Origin of the sequence: Arthrobacter sp. AB6 (assembly GCF_031844545.1) — a bacterium.
Classification (GTDB): Bacteria; Actinomycetota; Actinomycetes; order Actinomycetales; family Micrococcaceae; genus Arthrobacter.
The window spans coordinates 57,239-77,454 of record NZ_JAUZVL010000019.1; the positions used below are offsets into that span (position 1 = coordinate 57,239).

Annotated in this window: 15 protein-coding genes and 1 tRNA gene; 14 read left to right on the forward strand and 2 right to left on the reverse strand. The window is 65.2% G+C overall.

Going from position 1 to position 20,216, the window contains the following annotated elements; translation table 11 throughout:
- Positions 1–161 precede the first annotated feature (161 nt).
- The 5 genes from Q9R30_RS14520 to Q9R30_RS14540 all read left to right on the forward strand — a co-directional run bounded on the left by Q9R30_RS14520 (position 162) and on the right by Q9R30_RS14540 (position 6,372).
- On the forward strand, positions 162–1,067 hold the full coding sequence (locus tag Q9R30_RS14520; protein WP_311217996.1) for a TatD family hydrolase: 906 nt from the start codon (positions 162–164) through the stop codon (positions 1,065–1,067).
- Positions 1,068–1,345: 278 nt separating this feature from the next.
- Complete coding sequence (locus Q9R30_RS14525) at positions 1,346–2,515, forward strand: transglycosylase family protein (protein ID WP_311217997.1); 1,170 nt, start codon at positions 1,346–1,348, stop codon at positions 2,513–2,515.
- A 166-nt stretch (positions 2,516–2,681) separates the two neighbouring features.
- A complete protein-coding gene (rsmA, locus tag Q9R30_RS14530) occupies positions 2,682–3,551 on the forward strand; it encodes a 16S rRNA (adenine(1518)-N(6)/adenine(1519)-N(6))-dimethyltransferase RsmA (protein WP_104997248.1) in 870 nt (289 codons plus the stop codon).
- Positions 3,548–4,507, forward strand: coding sequence for a 4-(cytidine 5'-diphospho)-2-C-methyl-D-erythritol kinase (locus tag Q9R30_RS14535; RefSeq protein WP_104997249.1), 960 nt, complete (start codon positions 3,548–3,550; stop codon positions 4,505–4,507). Before rsmA ends, Q9R30_RS14535 begins: the two co-directional genes overlap by 4 nt.
- A gap of 35 nt (positions 4,508–4,542) precedes the next feature.
- On the forward strand, positions 4,543–6,372 hold the full coding sequence (locus Q9R30_RS14540) for an ATP-binding cassette domain-containing protein (protein WP_311217998.1): 1,830 nt from the start codon (positions 4,543–4,545) through the stop codon (positions 6,370–6,372).
- Positions 6,373–6,511: 139 nt separating this feature from the next.
- On the opposite strand, the gene Q9R30_RS14545 is transcribed toward Q9R30_RS14540, so the two are convergent.
- Positions 6,512–7,138 (reverse strand): TetR/AcrR family transcriptional regulator, encoded by a 627-nt coding sequence (locus Q9R30_RS14545; RefSeq protein WP_104999662.1) that lies wholly within the window; start codon positions 7,136–7,138, stop codon positions 6,512–6,514.
- Positions 7,139–7,314: 176 nt separating this feature from the next.
- Here Q9R30_RS14545 and Q9R30_RS14550 point away from each other — a divergent pair.
- The 9 genes from Q9R30_RS14550 to sufU all read left to right on the forward strand — a co-directional run bounded on the left by Q9R30_RS14550 (position 7,315) and on the right by sufU (position 19,344).
- Positions 7,315–7,386 (forward strand) — tRNA-Gln (locus Q9R30_RS14550).
- A 100-nt stretch (positions 7,387–7,486) separates the two neighbouring features.
- Entirely contained in the window at positions 7,487–8,965 is a 1,479-nt protein-coding gene (gene glmU, locus Q9R30_RS14555; RefSeq protein ID WP_311217999.1) for a bifunctional UDP-N-acetylglucosamine diphosphorylase/glucosamine-1-phosphate N-acetyltransferase GlmU, read from the forward strand.
- 2 nt (positions 8,966–8,967) lie between these two features.
- A complete protein-coding gene (locus Q9R30_RS14560) occupies positions 8,968–9,948 on the forward strand; it encodes a ribose-phosphate diphosphokinase (protein WP_104997252.1) in 981 nt (326 codons plus the stop codon).
- A gap of 246 nt (positions 9,949–10,194) precedes the next feature.
- On the forward strand, positions 10,195–10,812 hold the full coding sequence (locus Q9R30_RS14565; RefSeq protein ID WP_104997253.1) for a 50S ribosomal protein L25/general stress protein Ctc: 618 nt from the start codon (positions 10,195–10,197) through the stop codon (positions 10,810–10,812).
- Positions 10,813–10,921: 109 nt separating this feature from the next.
- The gene (gene pth, locus Q9R30_RS14570; RefSeq protein ID WP_104997254.1) at positions 10,922–11,515 is read left to right on the forward strand and encodes an aminoacyl-tRNA hydrolase; all 594 of its coding nucleotides are present in this window, start codon (positions 10,922–10,924) and stop codon (positions 11,513–11,515) included.
- Between the two features lie 168 nt (positions 11,516–11,683).
- A complete protein-coding gene (locus Q9R30_RS14575; RefSeq protein WP_104997255.1) occupies positions 11,684–14,422 on the forward strand; it encodes a LuxR family transcriptional regulator in 2,739 nt (912 codons plus the stop codon).
- A 106-nt stretch (positions 14,423–14,528) separates the two neighbouring features.
- The gene (locus Q9R30_RS14580) at positions 14,529–17,066 is read left to right on the forward strand and encodes a LuxR C-terminal-related transcriptional regulator (RefSeq protein ID WP_396136732.1); all 2,538 of its coding nucleotides are present in this window, start codon (positions 14,529–14,531) and stop codon (positions 17,064–17,066) included.
- Between the two features lie 481 nt (positions 17,067–17,547).
- The gene (locus tag Q9R30_RS14585) at positions 17,548–18,873 is read left to right on the forward strand and encodes a SufS family cysteine desulfurase (protein WP_311218001.1); all 1,326 of its coding nucleotides are present in this window, start codon (positions 17,548–17,550) and stop codon (positions 18,871–18,873) included.
- A 21-nt stretch (positions 18,874–18,894) separates the two neighbouring features.
- Positions 18,895–19,344: a Fe-S cluster assembly sulfur transfer protein SufU gene (gene sufU / locus Q9R30_RS14590; RefSeq protein WP_104997258.1), complete on the forward strand. Its 450-nt coding sequence runs from the start codon at positions 18,895–18,897 to the stop codon at positions 19,342–19,344.
- 239 nt (positions 19,345–19,583) lie between these two features.
- On the opposite strand, the gene Q9R30_RS14595 is transcribed toward sufU, so the two are convergent.
- Positions 19,584–20,000, reverse strand: a complete 417-nt coding sequence (locus Q9R30_RS14595; RefSeq protein ID WP_311218002.1) for a hypothetical protein — start codon at positions 19,998–20,000, stop codon at positions 19,584–19,586.
- Between the last annotated feature and the right edge of the window lie 216 nt (positions 20,001–20,216).

Below are 20,216 nucleotides of genomic sequence, written 5' to 3' on the forward strand. Positions count from 1 at the left end.
GGCAACCTTTCAGCGCTGGTTCACCTGGACGGGACAGCAGGCCTGCCTTCGCCCGTCGGGTGGGCGTTCGCATGTGTTCGTACCAGACTACTAACACAACTGCCGCAGCAGACAGAGAGTTCCGACAAATATCCGGGACCATCCGCGGCTAGGCTGGACGGATGTGCAATTCGCTTCCTCCCGCTGCCTACCAGGACCCCGCAACGGCAGGCGCACCGGAGCCGGGGAGTTCACGGCCAAAGGCGTTTCCGCCCGCTCCGGAACCCCTTCCGGTGCCCGTTATGGACAACCACACGCACCTTGACTTCCCGGACGGGCAGGCCCCTGTCGGAGTGAAGGCGGCTTTGGATGCCGCCGCCGCCGTGGGTGTCCGGGGAGCAGTCCAGGTGGGCTGCGACCTTGAATCGTCCCGGTTCACGGTCCGGGCGGTGGACCTGGACGAGCGGCTGCTGGGTGCGGTGGCGCTGCACCCCAACGATGCCCCCCGTTACGCCGCCCGCGGCCAACTGGAAGAAGCGCTCGCAGAGATTGAGCAGCTCGCCGCCCACCCCCGTATCCGGGCCATCGGGGAGACCGGGCTCGATTTCTACCGTACCGAGGGGGAAGGGCTGGCGCATCAGAGGTACTCCTTCCGGCGCCACATCGACATGGCCAGGCGCCTGGACCTTACGCTCCAGATCCACGACCGGGACGCTCATGACGACGTCGTCCAGGTGCTGAGGGAGGAAGGCGCGCCGGGGCGGGTGGTTTTCCACTGTTTCTCCGGCGACGACGAGCTGGCGAGGATCTGCAACGAGGAAGGGTGGTGGATGTCCTTTGCAGGTACGCTGACCTTTCGGAATGCAGCGAATCTGCGCCGGGCCCTGGCAGTTGCGGACCCCGGGTTGGTCCTGGTGGAAACCGATGCGCCGTTCCTGACTCCGCACCCCCATCGCGGGCGGCCGAACGCCAGCTATATGGTTCCTTACACCGTCCGGGCCATGGCCGAATTGACAGGAACCGACCTCGCAGAAATGTGCGCAGGAATAAGCGCAAATACCGTACGGGCCTACGGATCCTGGGACTAGGAAGCCGTTTCCCCCGTGTTATCAAATAAATACCCGGTATGCAGAATTGTTGGTTGCTTTATAACGCTACGGTTACAGTGGTCAGATATTAGCCGGGGTCGGGGAAGGCCAGCGGGTAATTCACTTCTTTCTGCAGCAGGCTGCCGGGCGCTGCCCCGGCCTGCCGATTGAGCGGAGTTTAGGCGGTGCAACGGTGCCCGGATTGCCCTTTGCGGCGGTGCCGGGCATTTTATTGCGCGATTCCCCGTGCCCGGATGGACCTAAAGTTACGGGCAATCGTGATCAAGTTCTTTACGTCGGACGGCAAGTTCAGCTTTATCAAGGTTGGCGCGCAGCTGCTGGTGCTCTGCGCACTCGTGGTGGGCCTCGTAGCCTTCGTCGGCAATAACAAGACCGTCACACTCAATGTTGACGGCAAGGTCTCGTCCGTGCAGACGTTCGGCGGAACTGTTGGCCAGGTGGTCAAGAGCGCCAACCTGGAACTGAACCCTGCAGACCGCGTGTCCCCGTCCATTGATGCGTCGGTCCAGAACGGCACGGTCATCAACGTCAACAAGGCCAAAGAGGTCAAGGTAAGCCTCGACGGTGCCGAGACGACGGTGAACACCACCGCGCAGGACGTCGCGGGGCTGGTTACTGAACTCGGCGTCGCGAGCGCGTCCTCGGTTTCCGTGCCCAAGGATGCCCAGCTTTCCGTAGCCGGATCCTATGTTTCCATTTCCACGCCCAAGTCCGTCAGCATTGTTGCCGACGGCAAGGTGGACACCGCCACCACCACCGCGGCCACCGTTGGCAAGGTCCTCGAGGACGCCGGCCTTACCCTCGGTGCCAACGACCGCACTTCGCAGCCGGCCAACGCGCACGTGGTGAACAACATGGTCATCAAGGTCTCGCGCGTTGACAACGGCCAGACGGCGGTTACCACCGAGGACGTCCCCTTCGAGACTGTCACCAGTGAGAGCGCCAAACTGCTGAAGGGCGAAAAAGAAGTTACCCAGGAAGGCGTCGCAGGCAAGCTGGAGAAGACCTTCAAGCTGGTGCTGGTGGACGGCCGCGAAGCGTCCCGGACCCTTGTGTCGGAGACTGTTGCCGTCCAGCCCGTACCTGAGAAGGTCACTGTGGGCACCAAGCCCAAGCCCGCTGCGCAGGCTGCTGCCGCGGCATCCGCAGGAACCAACACCGGAGCTGCCGCTCCCGCAATGATGAACGAAGCCATGTGGGACAAGATTGCCCAGTGTGAGTCCGGTGGAAACTGGAGCATCAACTCCGGGAACGGTTACTACGGCGGCCTTCAGTTCGATATCCGGACCTGGATCGGCGCCGGCGGCGGAGCGTACGCCCCCAACGCCAGCCTTGCCACCAAGGCCCAGCAGATCGACATTGCCAACCGCGTCTACGCACAGCGCGGCCTGCAGCCATGGGGTTGCGGCTGGGCTGCCACCAGCTGACCTTGCGGATTCCCCGCCCGTGAGGGAGCGCGGTGGCCGGTCCCGGATGCCCGGGGCCGGCCGCTGCCGTTTACGGGGGTTGCTTTCTACCGGCCGCCGGAACTTCTGTTTTTCCGTGCTGATTGTCCCGGTGGGGTGCCCGTACCGTGCGGGATAGGATACCTAGGTGACTGAACCAATCCCCGCGCCCGCACCATTGTTTGGTGCATCCGACATACGCCGGCTCGCGGAGGAGATCGGTGTCCGCCCCACCAAGACCCTCGGCCAGAACTTTGTCATTGACGGCAACACCATCCGCAGGATCGTGGCCGCCGCAGATGTTGGCCCGGAAGAGACAGTGCTGGAGGTGGGGCCGGGGCTGGGATCCCTGACCCTCGGACTGCTCGATGCTGCGGCGTCGGTAGTGGCAGTGGAAATTGATCCGGTGCTGGCCGCCAAACTGCCGGAAACCGTCAGGGAATGGCGTCCTGCGGCCGCGGGGGCCTTCCACCTGGTGCATGCCGATGCCATGAAAGTCACGGAGCTGCCGGTGCAGCCCACGGCACTGGTGGCCAACTTGCCCTATAACGTCGCCGTTCCCGTGGTGCTGCACCTCCTTCAGCACTTCCCCAGCCTCCAGCACGGACTGGTGATGGTCCAGGATGAGGTTGCGGACCGGCTGGCCGCGGGTCCGGGATCCAAAACCTATGGGGTGCCGTCGGTAAAGGCGGCCTGGTACAGCCAGATGCGCAAAGCGGGGGTGATCGGCATGAACGTCTTCTGGCCGGCGCCCAAAATCCATTCGGGGCTGGTGGCCTTTACCCGGCGCGAGCCTCCGGCCACAACGGCAACCAGGGAACAGGTCTTCGCCGTGGTGGACGCCGCTTTTGCCCAGCGGCGCAAGACCCTAAGGGCCGCCTTGGCCGGTTGGGCCGGCGGGGCGCCGGAAGCCGAGCGCTGCCTCGTTGCTGCCGGCGTCGACCCCACCGCCAGGGGCGAGGTCATCGGGATCGAAGCCTTCGCGAGAATCGCGGAAGCCAAGCAGGCACTGGCATGAGCGCCCCGGGACGGTTCACCGCCAGGACAGTCCGCGTCAAGGCCCCCGGCAAGGTGAACGTTTCGCTGGAAGTGGGGCCACTGCGCCCGGACGGCTACCACTCCGTTGCCAGCGTCTACCTGGCCGTATCCCTCTACGAGGAAGTCGCGGCCACCAGCACGGAGACGCCCGGGATCACCATCAGCCTCAGCCCGGCCAGCTCGGTCGACCTTGACGCGGCAGACATCCCGCTCGACGGAAACAACCTGGCCCACAAGGCCGCGGCGATCATGGCGGATGTCTCCGAGCACGCCACCGGGGTTCACCTGGAAATTACCAAACGAGTGCCGGTGGCCGGAGGCATGGGCGGAGGATCGGCAGATGCTGCCGCAACCCTGCTGGCCTGCGACGCGCTCTGGAACAGTGGCCTGTCGCGGGAAGAGTTGGCGCACCTCGCCGCCGAACTGGGTGCCGACGTCCCCTTTTCCCTCCTTGGCGGCACAGCGGTTGGCCTGGGCGTGGGCGACGAGCTCTCGCCGGCGCTGGCTAAGGCGCAGACCCACTGGGTACTGGTAACCGCGGACTACGGGCTCCCCACTCCTGAGGTGTACCGCACCCTTGACCGCCTTCGGGAAGCGGCCGGCGTCATGGCCGCCGAACCCACCGGGGTGGACCCGCAGATCCTTACAGCCTTGCGCAGCGGTGACGCCGAAGCGTTGAGCCGGGTCCTGGTCAATGACCTCCAGCGGGCATCCATTGAACTGGCGCCCGCCCTGCGCGATACGCTGGGTATCGGAGAGTCGCACGGAGCAATTGCGGGCATCGTCTCCGGCTCGGGGCCAACTGTGGCCCTGCTGACTGATGATTCGGTGGCCGCTGAAGGCCTGGCCACGGATCTGCGGCGTTACGGCTTGACAGCCCTCGCCGTCCACGGCCCGGTCCCCGGCGCGCGCATCATTTCCGACACCCTCCTCTAAACCTCCAGTTTTACCTGAAGCAGAAAGCAGTTCCTTTGGCACACCTTCTTGGCGGCGAGAACCTGACGGTCTCCTATGCGACCCGTACCGTCCTGGACGGCATAACCCTGGGGCTTGAGGAGGGTGACAGGATCGGCATGGTGGGGCGCAACGGCGACGGCAAATCCACCCTGATGCGGCTGCTTGCCTTGCGCTCCACGCCGGATTCGGGCCGGGTCACCAAGCGCGGCGACGTGAACGTGGGCTACCTGGACCAGAGCGACGTGCTCGACGGCGACCTGACGGTGGGCGCCGCGATCGTGGGGGACCAGGCGGATTACGAGTGGGCGCGGAATCCGCAGATCCGCGAAGTCATGGGCGGGCTGGTGTCCGACGTCGATTGGCACGCCAACGTCCATGCACTCTCCGGCGGCCAGAAGCGGCGCGTGGCGCTTGCCAAACTGCTGATCGAGGACCACGACGTCATCATGCTGGACGAGCCCACCAACCACCTCGACGTGGAGGGTGTGGCCTGGCTGTCGCGCCACCTGAGGACGCGCTGGCGGCCCAACCAGGGTGCTTTCCTGGTGGTGACCCACGACCGGTGGTTCCTCGATGAGGTCTGCAACAAGACCTGGGAAGTCCACGACGGGATCGTTGACCCCTTTGAAGGCGGTTATGCCGCCTACGTGCTGGCCCGTGCCGAGCGGGACCGGATGGCGTCCGTCGTCGAGGGCAAGCGCCAGCAGCTGGTCAAGAAGGAACTCGCCTGGCTCCGCCGCGGGGCACCCGCGCGGACGGCAAAGCCCAAGTTCAGGATCGAGGCCGCCAACGCCCTCATCGCAGATGTGCCTGAGCCGCGGGACTCCATGGCCCTCAGCAAGATGGCAACCGCCCGCCAGGGCAAGGACGTGCTGGACCTGGAGAACGTCTCCCTCAACTTCCAGGGCAGCGATGACGGGCGGAAGCTCTTCGACAACATCACCCTGCGTCTTGCCCCCGGCGAACGCCTGGGACTGGTGGGTGTCAACGGCGCCGGCAAGACCACGCTCCTGAAGCTTCTCAATGGAGAGATCCTTCCCGACGCCGGAAAGGTCAAGCGGGGCAAGACCGTGGTCACCGCTGTCCTGACCCAGGAGGTCAAGGAACTCGACGACGTCAAGGACCTGCGCGTCATCGAGGTGATTGAGCGGGAAAAGCGGTCCTTCAACGTGGGCGGCAAGGAATTCAGTGCCGGCCAGTTGGTGGAGCAGCTGGGTTTCACCAACGAGAAGCAGTGGACCCCGGTCAAGGACCTGTCCGGTGGCGAACGCCGCCGGCTCCAGCTTCTTCGCCTGCTTGTCGGCGAACCCAACGTGCTGATGCTGGATGAGCCCACCAACGACCTCGACACCGATACCCTTGCGGCCGTCGAAGATGTCCTGGATGGCTGGCCCGGAACCCTGGTGGTGGTCAGCCACGACCGCTACCTGCTGGAAAGGGTCACCGACCACCAGATGGCACTCCTCGGCGACGGCAAGCTTCGCGGCCTGCCCGGTGGCGTGGACCAGTACCTCGAGCTGCGTGAGGCCGCCCTGGCGGGCTCCACGGTCACCGGCGGCGGGAACCCCGTCACCAGCGCCGGCAGCAGCACCGCCGCTCCAGCTCCGTCAGGCGCCTCGGAAGCAGAGAAGCGCGACGCACGCAAAGCCAAGAACCGCATCGAGCGACAGCTGGGCAAGCTCGAACAGCAGGAAAAGAAAGTCCACGACCAGATGGTGAAGAGCACCGAACAATCGGACTTCGACGCCCTGGCTGAACAAAACAAGAAGCTCAAGGAACTCGCAGCAGAACGCGAAGCCCTCGAACTGGAATGGCTGGAGGCACTCGAGGTCCTCGGCGAGTAAGTCCGCCTTGGGTACCGGCCCGTGGCCCGGCCGTGGTGCCGGCGGCACGCGGGAGTGGGGCGGCTGTCCGGCAGCGTGCGTCAAAGCGACGAAGGAGCAGCACGCAGAGGACAGGTGCCCCGCTCGCGAAGGAAACCACTCATCCCGAGCTCTGCAGCTCCGGGTCCTTCTTGAGGCCGGTCAGGCCGTTCCAGGCGAGGTTGACCAGATGGGCGGCCACCGTGTGCTTGTCGGGCTGGCGGGAGTCCTGCCACCACTGGCCGGTCATGGCCACCATGCCGACGAGCATTTGGGCGTACATGGCGCCGTCCTGGGCGCTGAAGCCGCGGCGGTCGAACTCGTCGGAGAGGATGTGCTCCACCTTCGCGGTCACGTGCGAGAGCAGCGTGGAGAAGGCGCCTTCCGGCTGGGACGGCGGAGCGTCCCGCATCAGGATCCGGAAACCTTCGGTGCGGTCTTCGATGTAGGTGAGCAGGGCCAAGGCGGCACGTTCCACCAGGACGCGCGGCTTGGCTTCCTCGGTGAGTGCCCCGTTGATCGAGTCCAGGAGGAGCCGAAACTCGTGGTCCACCACCTGGGTGTACAGGCCTTCCTTGGAGCCGAAGTGCTCGTAGATGACCGGCTTGGATACTCCGGCGCAGGCCGCAATTTCCTCGATGGTGGTGCCGTCGAGTCCGCGGACGGCGAAGAGGCCGCGTCCGACGTCGATCAGCTGGCTCCGCCGCTGAAGTCCGGTCATCCGTCTCCGCGGGGGGTTGTTGCTCACCGTTCCATCATGCACTACGAGTTTCCGGCCGATTCGCCGCGCTCCGGCCGGGCCGGGAAAGCGGGCGGGGCGGGACAGGAACGGGGGAAGGACAGGGGATGAACGGCCCATGTCGCGCGGTGCCCCGAACCCGTGGCAAAATAACTACTTGTGCCCGGCCGCGCGCCAAGGCATGGTCCGCTCTGGTGTAATGGCAGCACCCCGGCCTTTGGAGCCGTGGAGTATAGGTTCGAATCCTATGGGCGGAACTGCTGTGCGAGGAGCGTTCAGTAGGATGACATACGGTGCCGCCCGCAATGTGGCCGGACACCGTAAGCGCCAGCGTAAACAAGCAAGGAGAGCCCGTACGTGATCCCCGAGAATACCGGCCCGGCCGCAGTAATCGTCCTGGCGGCAGGCGCCGGTACGCGGATGAAGTCGCGTACCCCCAAGATCCTGCATGAGATCGGCGGCAGGTCCATGGTGGGCCACGCACTGCTGGCTGCCCGCAGCGTCAAGCCCAGGCAGCTGGCCATCGTGGTCCGTCACGAACGTGACCTGGTGGCACGCCACGTCGAGGAATTGGATCCTGCTGCCCTGATCGTGGACCAGGACGACATCCCCGGCACGGGCCGTGCAGTGGAATTAGCCCTCCAGGCCCTGGACGCAGAAGAGGACCTTACCGGCACAGTGGTGGTGACCTACGGCGACGTGCCGCTGTTGTCCGGACAACTGCTGGCCGAGCTTGTGGCCACGCACGAGCGTGAAGCCAATGCCGTAACCGTGCTGACCGCCGATCTTGACGATGCCACCGGATACGGGCGGATCCTTCGCGGCGAGGACGGCACGGTGACCGGCATCCGCGAACACAAGGACGCGTCGGACGCCGAACGCCTGATCCGTGAGGTCAACTCCGGCATCTACGCCTTTGACGCAGCCGTCCTTCGGGACGCACTCGCCCACGTCACCACCGATAACTCGCAGGGCGAAAAATACCTCACTGATGTGCTCGGACTCGCGCGGAAGGCAGGCGGCCGCGTTGCCGCCGTCGTCACCGCTGACCGCTGGCAGGTGGAAGGGGCCAATGACCGCGTTCAGCTCTCCGCACTGGGCGCAGAACTGAACCGCCGCATCGTGGAGGCCTGGATGCGCGCCGGCGTCACCGTAGTGGACCCCGCCACCACCTGGATCGACTCGTCCGTAACCCTTGACGAGGACGTCCGGATCCTTCCCAACACCCAGCTCCACGGCGCCACCACCGTAGCGCGGGACGCCGTCGTCGGCCCCGACACCACCCTGACGGATGTCACCATCGGCGAGGGCGCAAAGGTAACCCGCACCCACGGTTCAGGCGCCGTCATCGGTGCGGGCGCCGCCGTCGGCCCCTTCACCTACCTTCGTCCGGGAACTGTCCTGGGGGACACCGGCAAGATCGGCGCGTTCTACGAAACCAAGAACGTGACTATCGGGCGCGGTTCCAAGCTGTCACACCTCGGTTATGCCGGGGACGCCGAAATCGGCGAGGACACCAACATCGGGTGCGGAAACATCACGGCAAACTACGACGGCGAAAAGAAGCACCGCACGGTCATCGGCTCGGGCGTCCGGACAGGTTCCAACACTGTGTTCGTTGCCCCGGTCACCGTGGGGGACGGCGCCTACAGCGGCGCAGGCGCCGTGATCCGAAAAGACGTGCCGGCGGGAGCGCTTGCAGTGACTGTTGCCGCCCAACGCAATGCCGAGGGATGGGTCGCGGCCAACCGCCCGGGAACCCGCTCCGCTGAACTGGCCCGGGCGGCCACCACAGATTCCTCAAGTACCCCGGCATCTACAGAAGAGGGCAAGTAACCATGAGCGAAATTACGGCGCGCGGCGAGAAGAAACTGGTGCTCGCAACCGGCCGGGCCCATCCGGAGCTGGCCAAGGAGATCGCCAAGGAGCTCGGTACCGACCTGCTGCCGGTGGATGCCTATGACTTCGCCAACGGTGAGATCTATGTCCGTGCCGGTGAAAGCGTCCGCGGCACGGATGCTTTTGTCATCCAGGCCCACCCCGCGCCGCTGAACAACTGGCTGATGGAACAGCTGATCATGATCGATTCGCTGAAGCGTGCCTCTGCCAAGCGCATCACGGTGGTGTCCCCGTTCTACCCTTACGCCCGCCAGGACAAGAAGGGCCGGGGCAGGGAGCCCATCTCCGCCCGCCTTGTGGCGGACCTGTACAAGACCGCCGGCGCGGACCGCATCATGAGCGTGGACCTGCACACCTCGCAGATCCAGGGCTTCTTCGACGGCCCGGTGGACCACCTCATGGCCATCCCGCTGCTCGCTGACTACATCCGCACCCGGGTGGCCGCCGAAAACGTTACCGTCGTTTCCCCGGACACCGGACGCGTCAGGGTCGCGGAGCAGTGGGCCGAGCGCCTGGGCGGCGCGCCGCTCGCCTTTGTGCACAAGAGCCGCGACCTTACTGTGCCGAACCAGGCCGTGTCCAAGACCGTGGTGGGCCAGATCGAGGGGCGCACCTGCGTCCTGATCGACGACATGATCGACACCGGCGGAACCATCTCCGGCGCCGTGCAGGTGCTGAAGAACGCCGGCGCCAAGGATGTCATCATCGCGGCCACCCACGCGGTCTTCTCCGATCCCGCCGCCCAGCGCCTCTCCGAGTCCGGCGCCCGGGAAGTGGTTGTCACCAACACCCTGCCGCTCACGGCATCCCAGCGGTTCCCCCAGCTGACGGTGCTTTCCATCGCCCCGCTGATCGCGCGCGCGGTCCGTGAAGTGTTCGACGACGGTTCAGTCACCAGCCTTTTCGACGGCAACGCCTGAGGGCGCCGCCTGCACCGGCGCCGGTCCCGTTTTCAATAAACGGGCCCGGCGCTGGTAAGCTGTACAGCGATACCTTGGCGAGGGAGAGCACCGGTAACCGCATGTGCGGGAAGCCGTTGCAGGTCTCCGTTATCGACTGGGTCTGAATCTCCCTTCTAGGAAGGGCCGGCTCCGGCCGCCCGGCGTTGAAGGTCGCAACAGACCTCCGCCCTTGCTGAACACCGTTTAGGATTCAAGGAGATTTCCATGTCTGAGCAGAAGCTCGCAGCAGAACTGCGCACCGAATTCGGCAAGGGCTACGCCCGCCGCGCCCGGATGGCCAACCTCATCCCCGCCGTCATCTACGGTCACGGCGCAGAGCCCATCCACGTCACGCTTCCGGCCAAGGCCACCACCCTGGCAGTCCGCACGCCCAACGCACTGCTGTCCTTGGACATCAACGGCGAAGGCCACCTGGCCCTGGTGAAGGACGTCCAGCGCGACCCCATCAAGCAGATCATCGAGCACATCGACCTCCTCACCGTCCGCAAGGGCGAAAAGGTCACGGTTGACGTTCCCGTGCACGTTGCCGGCGAAACCGCCCCCGGCACCGTGCACAACCTGGAACTGACCGTGGTGTCCCTCGAGGCCGAGGCCACCCACCTGCCCGAGGCCGTTGAGGTGAGCATCGAAGGCCGTGGCGCCGGCGAGCACATCCACGCTTCCGATCTGGTCCTGCCCAAGGGCTCGGTCCTGCTGACCGACCCCGAGGCGCTCGTGGTGAACATCTCCGAGGCCATTGAGGTTGCAGAGGAAACCGGCGAAGAGGGCGAAGCTGCCTCCGAGGCCGCTCCCGCGGCCACCGAGGAAGCCGCAGCCGAGTAATCAGCCGCACTCCCTGCCAATGGCCGGACTCCTGCGGGGTCCGGCCATTGGCATGTCTGCCGCCCGCCGCCGCACCAGGCCCGGCGGGCCCCCACCCTAGGATTGATCCATGACTGATAGTTGGCTGATTGTCGGCCTCGGAAACCCCGGAGCCCAGTACCAGGGCAACCGGCACAACGTCGGCCAGATGGTCCTTGACGAGCTTGCAAGCCGGATAGGTGCCGGCTTCAAAAGCCACAAGGCCCGCGCCCAGGTTCTGGAAGGCCGCCTCGGCATCGGGGGCCCCCGCGTCGTGCTGGCAAAACCGATGAGTTACATGAACGTCTCCGGCGGGCCCGTTGCGGCGCTGGCGAACTTTTACGGCATCGCACCGGACCATGTAGTGGCGGTCCACGACGAGATCGACATTCCCTTTAATACGGTCAAGCTCAAGATCGGCGGGGGAGAAGGCGGCCACAACGGGCTGCGGGACATCTCCAGGGCCTTGGCCACCAAGGACTACTTCCGCGTCAGGGTGGGGGTAGGCAGGCCGCCGGGACGCATGGAGACCGCCGATTACGTGCTCCGCGACTTCAGCTCGGCCGAGCTAAGGGAACTGCCCTTCCTCCTGGACGATGCAGCTGACGCTGTGGAAGCGCTGCTGCGTGACGGCCTCACAGCGGCGCAGCAGAAGTTCCATCCAGCGAAGTCCGAGCGACAGTAACCAATCACTCCAGCCACTTAGTTACTCCAGCAACTTGAATGCTCCAATAACTTTGAAACTTAAGTGCCTTTGGCTCTGTCTCCTTGTCTCTGGTGCGGGGTAGTCTTCTACCTATGCGGGGGAGCGATGGGGCTACATCCCGCTATCGCGGGATGTAGGGGAAAGTTCATGTCAATCGAGCCACTTAGCTGGGGACGTGGGTCAACACCTCACCACGCCGGGCTGAACACAGACACCTCCGAGAGGCGGGAGGGTCAGCTTTGGTCTGCCCCCGCACGCGGCGCCAACCTTGAGTCAGTCCGCACCGCCCTGACCAGCGCAGACTCCCTTGGGGTAGTGATCACCGGCGGCCGCGGCGTGGGAAAGTCCTCCTTGGCGCGCGCTGCCGTGATGGACCTCGGCCCCGACATCTGGTCACTCCAGCTCCGCAGCGGACCTGCAGGCTCCACCACGCCCTATGGTTGCCTTTCTTTCCTCCTGGCCAGGCTTCCGCAGGCGTACATGGGCTCGCCCACGGCAATCCTCCGCGGCATTACTTCCCTGATCCGCAGTGACGCGGCAGGACGCCCCTGTGTCATCACCCTTGACACCTCCGCCAGCATTGACGACATGAGCGCCGGAGTGCTGCTCAACGTCCTGCTGACCGGCACCGCCAGAATCATCGCAGTAGCCCCGAAAATCAGCGATCTTCCTGCCGATTTCCACTGGCTGCTCACGGACCACCGGCTGACCGAAGTCCGGCTGAACAACCTCAACGAACTGCAGACCCGCCAGGTCCTGTTGTCCCTGTTGGGGCACCGCGTCTCGGCATCCCTGGTCAGCACCTATCACCACATGGTGGGCGGCAACCCGCTGCTCCTGAAGGCGCTCGTCACCGAACAGCAGCTGTCCGGAAACCTGGTGCTCTCCGATTCAGTCTGGACCCTGCGGGACAAAGTGGTGCTCGACGGCGCGGCCAGCCTTGACGACATCGTCCGGTCCAGATGGTCCAGGGAAACGCCCGAAACCCGGGAAGTCATCGAGATGCTTTCCTGCGCCCGCAGGGTTGAGCTGTCCAGGCTGACGGCCATCTACCGTGCCGAAGTGGTGGCCGACATGGAAGACGGCGGCCTGCTCGAGATCGACCAGTCCGACCATCGCTGGGTTTCGTTGCGCGAAAAGTACATCGGTGACGTGGTGCGCACCTGGCTGAGCATTGCCCGGCGCAGGGAACTGCGCAGCGTGCTCCTGGCCGGTGCGGAACCTGATCCTGCCGCCATGACCGTCGAGGAGCTGATGGCTTTCGCGGCGTGGACGCATGAATGCGAGGCGGACCTGAGTCCCGCCCTGGCGCTGGCGGCGGCGGAAGCGGCAGTCCAGCTCTTCGATCCGCGGTTTGCGCTGACCTACGCCGAAATGCTTCAGCGGACGGACCGGGAGTGGACAGCCGGCCAGCGGCAGAAAGCCGCCGCGTATCTTCAGCTGGACATGCCGGTCCAGGCCATGGCCGCACTTGACGACATTTCGCAGCCGGAACTTGAAAGCCTTGATGTCGGGGAATATGCGGATGTCATAGCCGCCAAATCCCAGGTAATGATGTGGCTCCCGGAGGCGGCAGGCAAGGTGCCGGATCTGCTCAGTGAAGCCCGGCAGAGGCTGGAGCGGGCCCCGAACTTTACTGCGTGGCCCGAGCCTGCGGCCGCGGCGGCGAACCGGGTGGCCTTGAGCGGGTTCGAGTATCGCGCCTTCGTGGGTGATTACGCTGCCATCATCCCGGACCTTGAAAGGGCTGCGGACCCTGCCCTGAACCCGGATACCGGCTACCGCATGAATGCGGCCATCCTGCTGATGACCGCATTGGCCATGACCGGCCGCGAGATGGATGCGCTCGGCCTCATGCGCCAGCTGGGCGGCCAACTCAGCGATGCCTCCCATATTGTCGGCCTGCGGGAACGGTACACCCGGGAGGCCTACCTTGTGCTGCTGACGGCCGGGCAGTGGCGGCGGTGCATCGACCTCCTGGGTCCGCAGGCGGCCACGGAGGAGCCGCACAGCCTTCCCTTCCGCAGTGCCGCTACCGAACTGGCGGCCGGCATCGCCTACGTCTATTCGGGGCGCGGCATGGCTGCCCTCGACCCCCTGATCTCCGCCGCGGCCCAGCTGGAGCTGCAGCCGGTCCAGGCCGCCCTCCGCTGCGCGTACGCGGCCATTGCACTGGCCCACGCCCAAACCGGCAACGCAGCCCAGTCGCGCAAGTACCTGGCGAAACTGCAAAGGACGTCAGGAAAGTCCAGCTTCATCACCGACAGCATCGTTGAGTTCTGCTCGCTCGTGGCGGGCCGTTGGCTGGGCGATCCCGACGCCGTGACCGGCCTCAAGCGGTGCTCCCGGCAGGACCTCGAGGCCGGTCGCTTCACCTTGGCCGGGATCAACCTGCTCGCTGCGACCGTCAATGGCAGTGATGCCGACTTCCGCCTCCTGGAGGAGATTGCGGGCCACCGCCAGGGCCCGCTCGCCGAGGTTTCCCGCCTGATCGCTGTGGGAAGCAGGACAAAGGACGCCAGGACCCTCCTCGCCGGTGGCGAACTGGCCGCCACCCTCGAACTGGATGCCGTGGAGGCACGGTGCATGGCCCTGGCCGTGGATTTCGCACGCCAGGATGGCGATTCCCTGACCGCGCGGACCGCGCAGGCCCGGCTGGACATCCTCGCCGCGACCGTCTCGAACCTTCCCATCGTGCCCAGCAGCGGAAGCCCGTTGCTGACCAGCAGGGAACGCCAGATTGCCCGGCTGGCGGGCCGGGGTGCCTCCAACCGTGACATCGCCCTGGAGATGGGCGTGTCCGTCCGCACCGTGGAAGGCCACTTGTACCAGGTCTTCACGAAACTCGGCGTCACTTCCAGGGGTGATCTGACTGGACTCGTATAACGGCCACAAGCCTCCCACGGCGCACCGGCTCCTCACCGGACGGCGGGAGCCGCTTGAACGGATCTGCACCATTGTCCGGAACCATGCGAGCCAAGCGGTTTTTGTCATGGCAGGGCCGGGCATCGGAAAATCCTCCTTGACGGAGGGGATCGCGGAACGCCTGGGCAAGGACCTGAATGTCTTGCAGCTGCATGGCAGTTCTGCCCTTACAGCCGTGCCGTTCGGCGTCCTAACTCCCTACACCGGGGAGCTGACCGCCGAGGAGTCTGTTTCTCCGGTTGCCGTCCTGCGGTCCATGTGGAGCTATTTCGAAAGGCTGAAGGCAGGAAACGGGCTCCCTGTCCTGCTCCTCATTGATGACGCACACTACCTGGACGAGGCTTCGGCCGGCGTGGTGGCGGACCTGATCTCCGCAGGATGGGCAACAGTGGTTGCGGCTGCCAGGCCGCGGCCGGGCCTTCCCCAGCCATTGGACCAGCTCTGGTACGACGGCCTGGCCGAACGGGTGGACCTGCGTCCGCTTAACCGTGAACAGGTCGAGGAAATCCTGGACCACGTTCTTGACGGAACAGTTCCGGACGCCACTGTTGACGCCGTCTGGAGCGCCTCCGGGGGCAACCCCCGGATCCTGGACGCCCTGCTCCACGATGCTGCAGAGGCCGGGATACTGGCCAAGCGGAACGGAATCTGGGTCCTGCTGGGTTCTTTGCCGACGGATGGGGTCCGGCTCACCGCAGTTGTCACCAAGGATCATCTCCGGCGCCGGCCGGAGGAACAGGAAGCCCTGAAATTCATTGCGCTTGCCGGGCCGGTGGGCCGGAAAGTGATCGAAGACATTTGCGGGGCGCCCATAGTCCGCTCCCTGCTGGATCAGCAGATGGTGGTCGAAAATTCGGGTGTCCCCGCGGAACTGACCGTCTGGAACGGCCTGTTCGCGGAAGCCATCAGGAACACCATCTCGGTCTCCCGCAGCCTGCAGCTCCTGGAGAAGATCCGGGAATACAAGGACCCCGCCACATTGCGCGGCGAAGGCCGGCTGAGGTCCGTGGAGTGGTCCCTTGAATGCGGCCTGCGCGTGTCCGACGCCGAGATGCTGGACGCCGCACGCGAGGCACTGAACCGCTTCCGGAACCACAGCGCCCGCACCATCGCCGCCAAGGTGCACGACCCGGAGCTCATTCCCCTGGCCCACGCCATCCAGGCGCGCGCCCTGTACAACGAGGGCTCATACCCGGACGCCGCCGCGCTGCTTGACTCCTGCTGGTTCCAGTTGGCAGACCATCCCGAAGGTCCCTCCGTCCTGCTGCTGAGGGCTGCGGCCCATCAGGCAACAGGCCGTCCCGTGGCGGCCATGGCAGCAGAGACGGGGGAACAACACGCCGGGATGGCGGAGGCAACGGCGGGGCGGCTAAAGGAGCTCTTGCAGCTGCTCCAGCTCGGCGCGGAAATGGACGCATCGGCACTGCGCGGCCGCGTGGCGGACATCAGGAACCGCAGTTCCGCTGAAGAAGAGGCGCCGGTCAGGGCAGTCGGCGGGGCAGTGCTGGCACATGCCCTGGCTGCAGCCGGCAATGCCGCCGAAGGACTCGAGGCCTCGCTTTTGGCGGCCTCTGAACTGCGCGCGCTGGAAGGAGAGCTGTTTTTCTTTTCCGAGTTCGTCCTGGGGCGGCTGGTGGCAGATTACCTTGCCATGGGGGAGTGGGACTCCGCCGAGCGCGAGCTCGAAAGCTACGCCGCAGGGCACACGCCCTCGGCAGCGACCTTCAACGGCAGCCTGCAGGTGCTGCGCGGCTACTCCATGCTGCGGCAGGGCCGGATGGAACGGGCCTACCAGCTGCTGCTGCCGGCGGTGGAAGCGCTGCGGCTCAACGATCCGCTCCAGCTGTTCCGCTTCGGCTCGGCGCTGGGCTTCTATGTCGCAGCGCGGCTGGGAGACTCTGCCCAAGGTAAGCGGCTGGAACAGGACTACAAAGATGCTTTGGCGGGCGCTCCTGCCCATGACTTCCTTGCCCGCGCCTACGCTGCCGCCGCATCAGAGTACCTGTCCCGGGACGGTAAGGGGCTGGCTGCACTGCACACGCTGATGACCACCACTGAGGCCTCTGCAAGGGCGGGTACCCTGCTGGAACTGCTGGGACTCGGCTGGGACCTGGGGGACCCCTCCGTGATCCCCATGGTGCAGAGAGCGGCGCAGGGCGTGGAAGGCCGTTGGGCAGCCGCCATGCTGAAACTGGCCACGGACTGGGAAGCCGCTGACGGGGATGCGTTGATGGATACCGCGGCCTCGCTGGAGGAATCAGGTTTCGTCAACCTCGCACGTGAGGCCTACGCCCGCGCCAGCACCGTGCTGGAGCAGTCAGGGGAGCGCCGCCGCTCCAGGCAGGCCGTGGCCCAGCGCGAAAAGTGTGACCACGAACTGGGCGAGCGGTTCCGGGAGGGCCGTTTCATTGCCGCCACCCCTGCCGTGCAGCTCACCCGCCGGGAGCAGGACATCGTGGAGCTTGCCGTGCAGGGCCTTACGGACCGCGAGATTGCCCAGCGGCTCATGGTGTCTGTCCGTACGGTCGAGGGACACCTGTACCGCACCTACGTGAAACTCGGTGTGCGCAGCCGGGATGAGCTCGACGCAGCGCTCCCCAAGTAGTCCTGGCAGCCGGTAACGGAAATACACCCACCCCCGCTGCGCCCAGGCGGCGCAGCCGCTTTTGCCTGCCTCCTTCCGCTTGATGGCTGTGGTGGGCACCCGCCGTCGCGAATCACCCTCCCGGGTATCTGCCGGGTGGTCCCGGTAGTAGTGGGTCGCCGAATTCGAGTACTGCCTACTCGTGTACCTCCTGCCGCCGCAGTATTTACTTAAGGAAGCAAGGACGCGGCGGACACAAAGCCGCAGAGCATGCTGAAAGCAGTACAAGGCTCCTCAAGTTTCCGGTCCCCGTGACCGGGCCAAACGGGGCCGGCGACGTCAGAGTCTTCTGAGACCGAGACTCTCCCCCCAGCCGTCGCCGGCCCTCCGTTCCGCGGGCTGAAGCCCGGAGCGGCTGTGGCGGCTGCCCTTCCCGGGCGGCCGCCACAGCCGTGTTGTGGGACAATTGAGTGTCATCCGTTGGCATCTCAAGGAGTTAGTCTTGGCCGTAGTATCAACGCCAGCCACACTGGAACGCGCCTTGCCGGCCATGGACGACGCAGAGGTACTCCGCATCCGCAACGACTTTCCGGTCCTGAACCAGCTGGTCAACGGCAGGCCGCTCGTCTACCTCGACTCCGGCGCCACCTCACAGAACCCGCTGAGCGTCATTGAATCCGAACAGGAATTCTACGAACAGCGCAACGCGGCCGTGCACCGGGGTGCGCACCACCTTGCCGTCGAAGCCACCGAGGCCTTCGAGGATGCCAGGCAAACCGTCGCGGACTTCATCGGCGCTGACTACGCGGAGACTGTCTGGACGTCAAACGCCACTGAGGGCCTCAACCTGCTCAGCTACGCGTTGTCCAACGCAGGGTTGTGGGCGGCGCAGGGCCGGGGCGACGCCAGGCTCAAGGAGCTCGCCCTCAATCCGGGAGATGAAATCGTTGTCACCGAAATGGAGCACCACGCCAACCTGATCCCGTGGCAGGAACTTGCTTTCCGTACCGGCGCAACCCTGCGCTACATCCCCATCGACGACTCCGGCCACCTCCGCATGGAAGCAGCCGCGGAGATCATCGGCGCCCGGACCCGGGTGCTTGCGTTCACCCACGCGTCGAACGTCCTGGGCACCATCAACCCTGTCGCCGACCTTGTGGCCCTCGCCCGGCGGGCCGGCGCCCTGGCGGTCCTGGACGCCTGCCAGTCCGCGCCGCACCTGGCCCTGGACGTCAAGGACCTTGACGTCGACTTCGCCGTGTTCTCCGGCCATAAAATGCTGGCCCCCACCGGAATCGGGGTGCTGTACGGGAAGCAGGAGCTGCTTGATGTCCTGCCGCCCTTCCTGACCGGCGGCTCCATGATCACCACTGTCACCATGGAACGCGCCGAGTATCTGCCGGCACCACAGCGCTTCGAAGCCGGAACGCAGCGGATTTCCCAGGCCGTGGCGCTGGCGGCTGCAGCCAACTACCTGACCGAAACGGGGCTGGACCGGATCCACCAGTGGGAAGCCGGGCTCGGCCAGCGCATGGTCACCGGGCTGGAGTCCCTTCCCGGAATCCGGGTGCTGGGTCCCGCCGCGGGCCAGGAACGCATCGGACTGGCTGCCTTCGACGTCGAGGGGGTCCATGCCCATGACGTCGGGCAGTTCCTGGATTCGCGGGGGATCGCCGTGCGCGTCGGCCACCACTGTGCGCAGCCCCTGCACCGCAGGCTGGGCCTTACTGCCACTACCAGGGCCAGCGCCTACCTGTACAACACGACGGACGACGTCGACCAATTCCTGGACGCCGTAGCCGGCGTGCGGGCCTATTTCCGCGCATAGCGGCGAAGACCGAAGGACGCCATGAGCCTTGACCAGCTGTACCAGCAAATCATCCTGGACCATTCGAAGGCCCGGCACGGCAGCGGACTGGCGGGGACAGCGGCCCCCGAGGGCGCTTCCACGGGCCAGTCCCACCAGCTCAACCCGGTGTGCGGGGACGAGGTCACCCTGAGGCTCGCTGTCGCTGGCGGAAAAGTGGCCCAGGTTTCGTGGGACGGGGCGGGTTGTTCCATCTCCATGGCCTCCGCGTCCGTGCTCAGCGAACTGGCAGAGGGAATGACCGTGGCCGAGTTGCACGAAGTGATCGACAGCTTCCGGGAGGTCCTGCGCTCCCGGGGGAAGGTCCCGGCGGATCCGGCGCTGCTCGGCGATGCGGCGGCGTTTGAGGGTGTGGCCCGCTATGCGGCGCGGGTCAAGTGCGCCATGATTTCCTGGGTTGCGGCGGAGGATGCGCTAAATCAGGCCGCCTGACCCGGGTCCTTCCGGCGCAGGTTCCCGCCTAATACGGAGAAAGCCCTCGTCCCAGCGTGAACTGGTCCCCGAAAGTTGGACTCGTAAATGTACGAGGTCCACTCTAGCGGCCAGCGATCGGCTCTTCGACGAAGTCCCCGTCCCATTTGGGACGGGGACTTCTGTCGTTGCTGGAAGTTCTAAGGCCACTCAGGTCGATTGTTAGTTTGAGGTTGCTCTTACGAGAGTGGGCCCGCAGGTTACTTTTCGTCGTTCATTAGATGGTGATGTTCCCTTGTTTCAAGGAGCCACATGTCAAAGTTGGCCGGTGACTGCATCGCCTTGAGTGTAATTTCGGGTTTTTCGGGAAGACCAAGATGGTCTGTAGTGGCCTTCATGTGGCGTTTGGTTACCGGTATTGCCGAGAATATAAGGGACGAAGACAGTATGACGACTACAAGCACAAGCGGAAAAGCCACAGAGGCCGGCATGCCAAACCATATGGCTGGATACAACACTGCCGCCCCAATTACGGCCGTTAGCCATCCCGCCCTGAAGCGTATATAACTCTCCACGTTGAGGCGCAGCGCGGTCGCGCCGAGCCGGGATTCCCATTCCGGTGCCAGCTTCCTGACCCGCCTGTCCACCAGGCGCCAGTAGAGCTTTTTGAGTGTCATTTGCACGTCGTGCTCACGTCGCCAGTTCCCATGTAGTCCAGAGTAGCCAGGGCGAACCCACCTCCACCGACCATTCTGCTCAGAACAATTGCGCAGTTCCGTCGGCGAGCGGGCTTGCGGTTGTTTGAAAGGGGACTGCAAGCCTCGGCTAGGAATGACCTATGCCGCGCGCATCTGGACCCGATACTGTACCGGGCTCAAGCCCTTCAGCTTGGT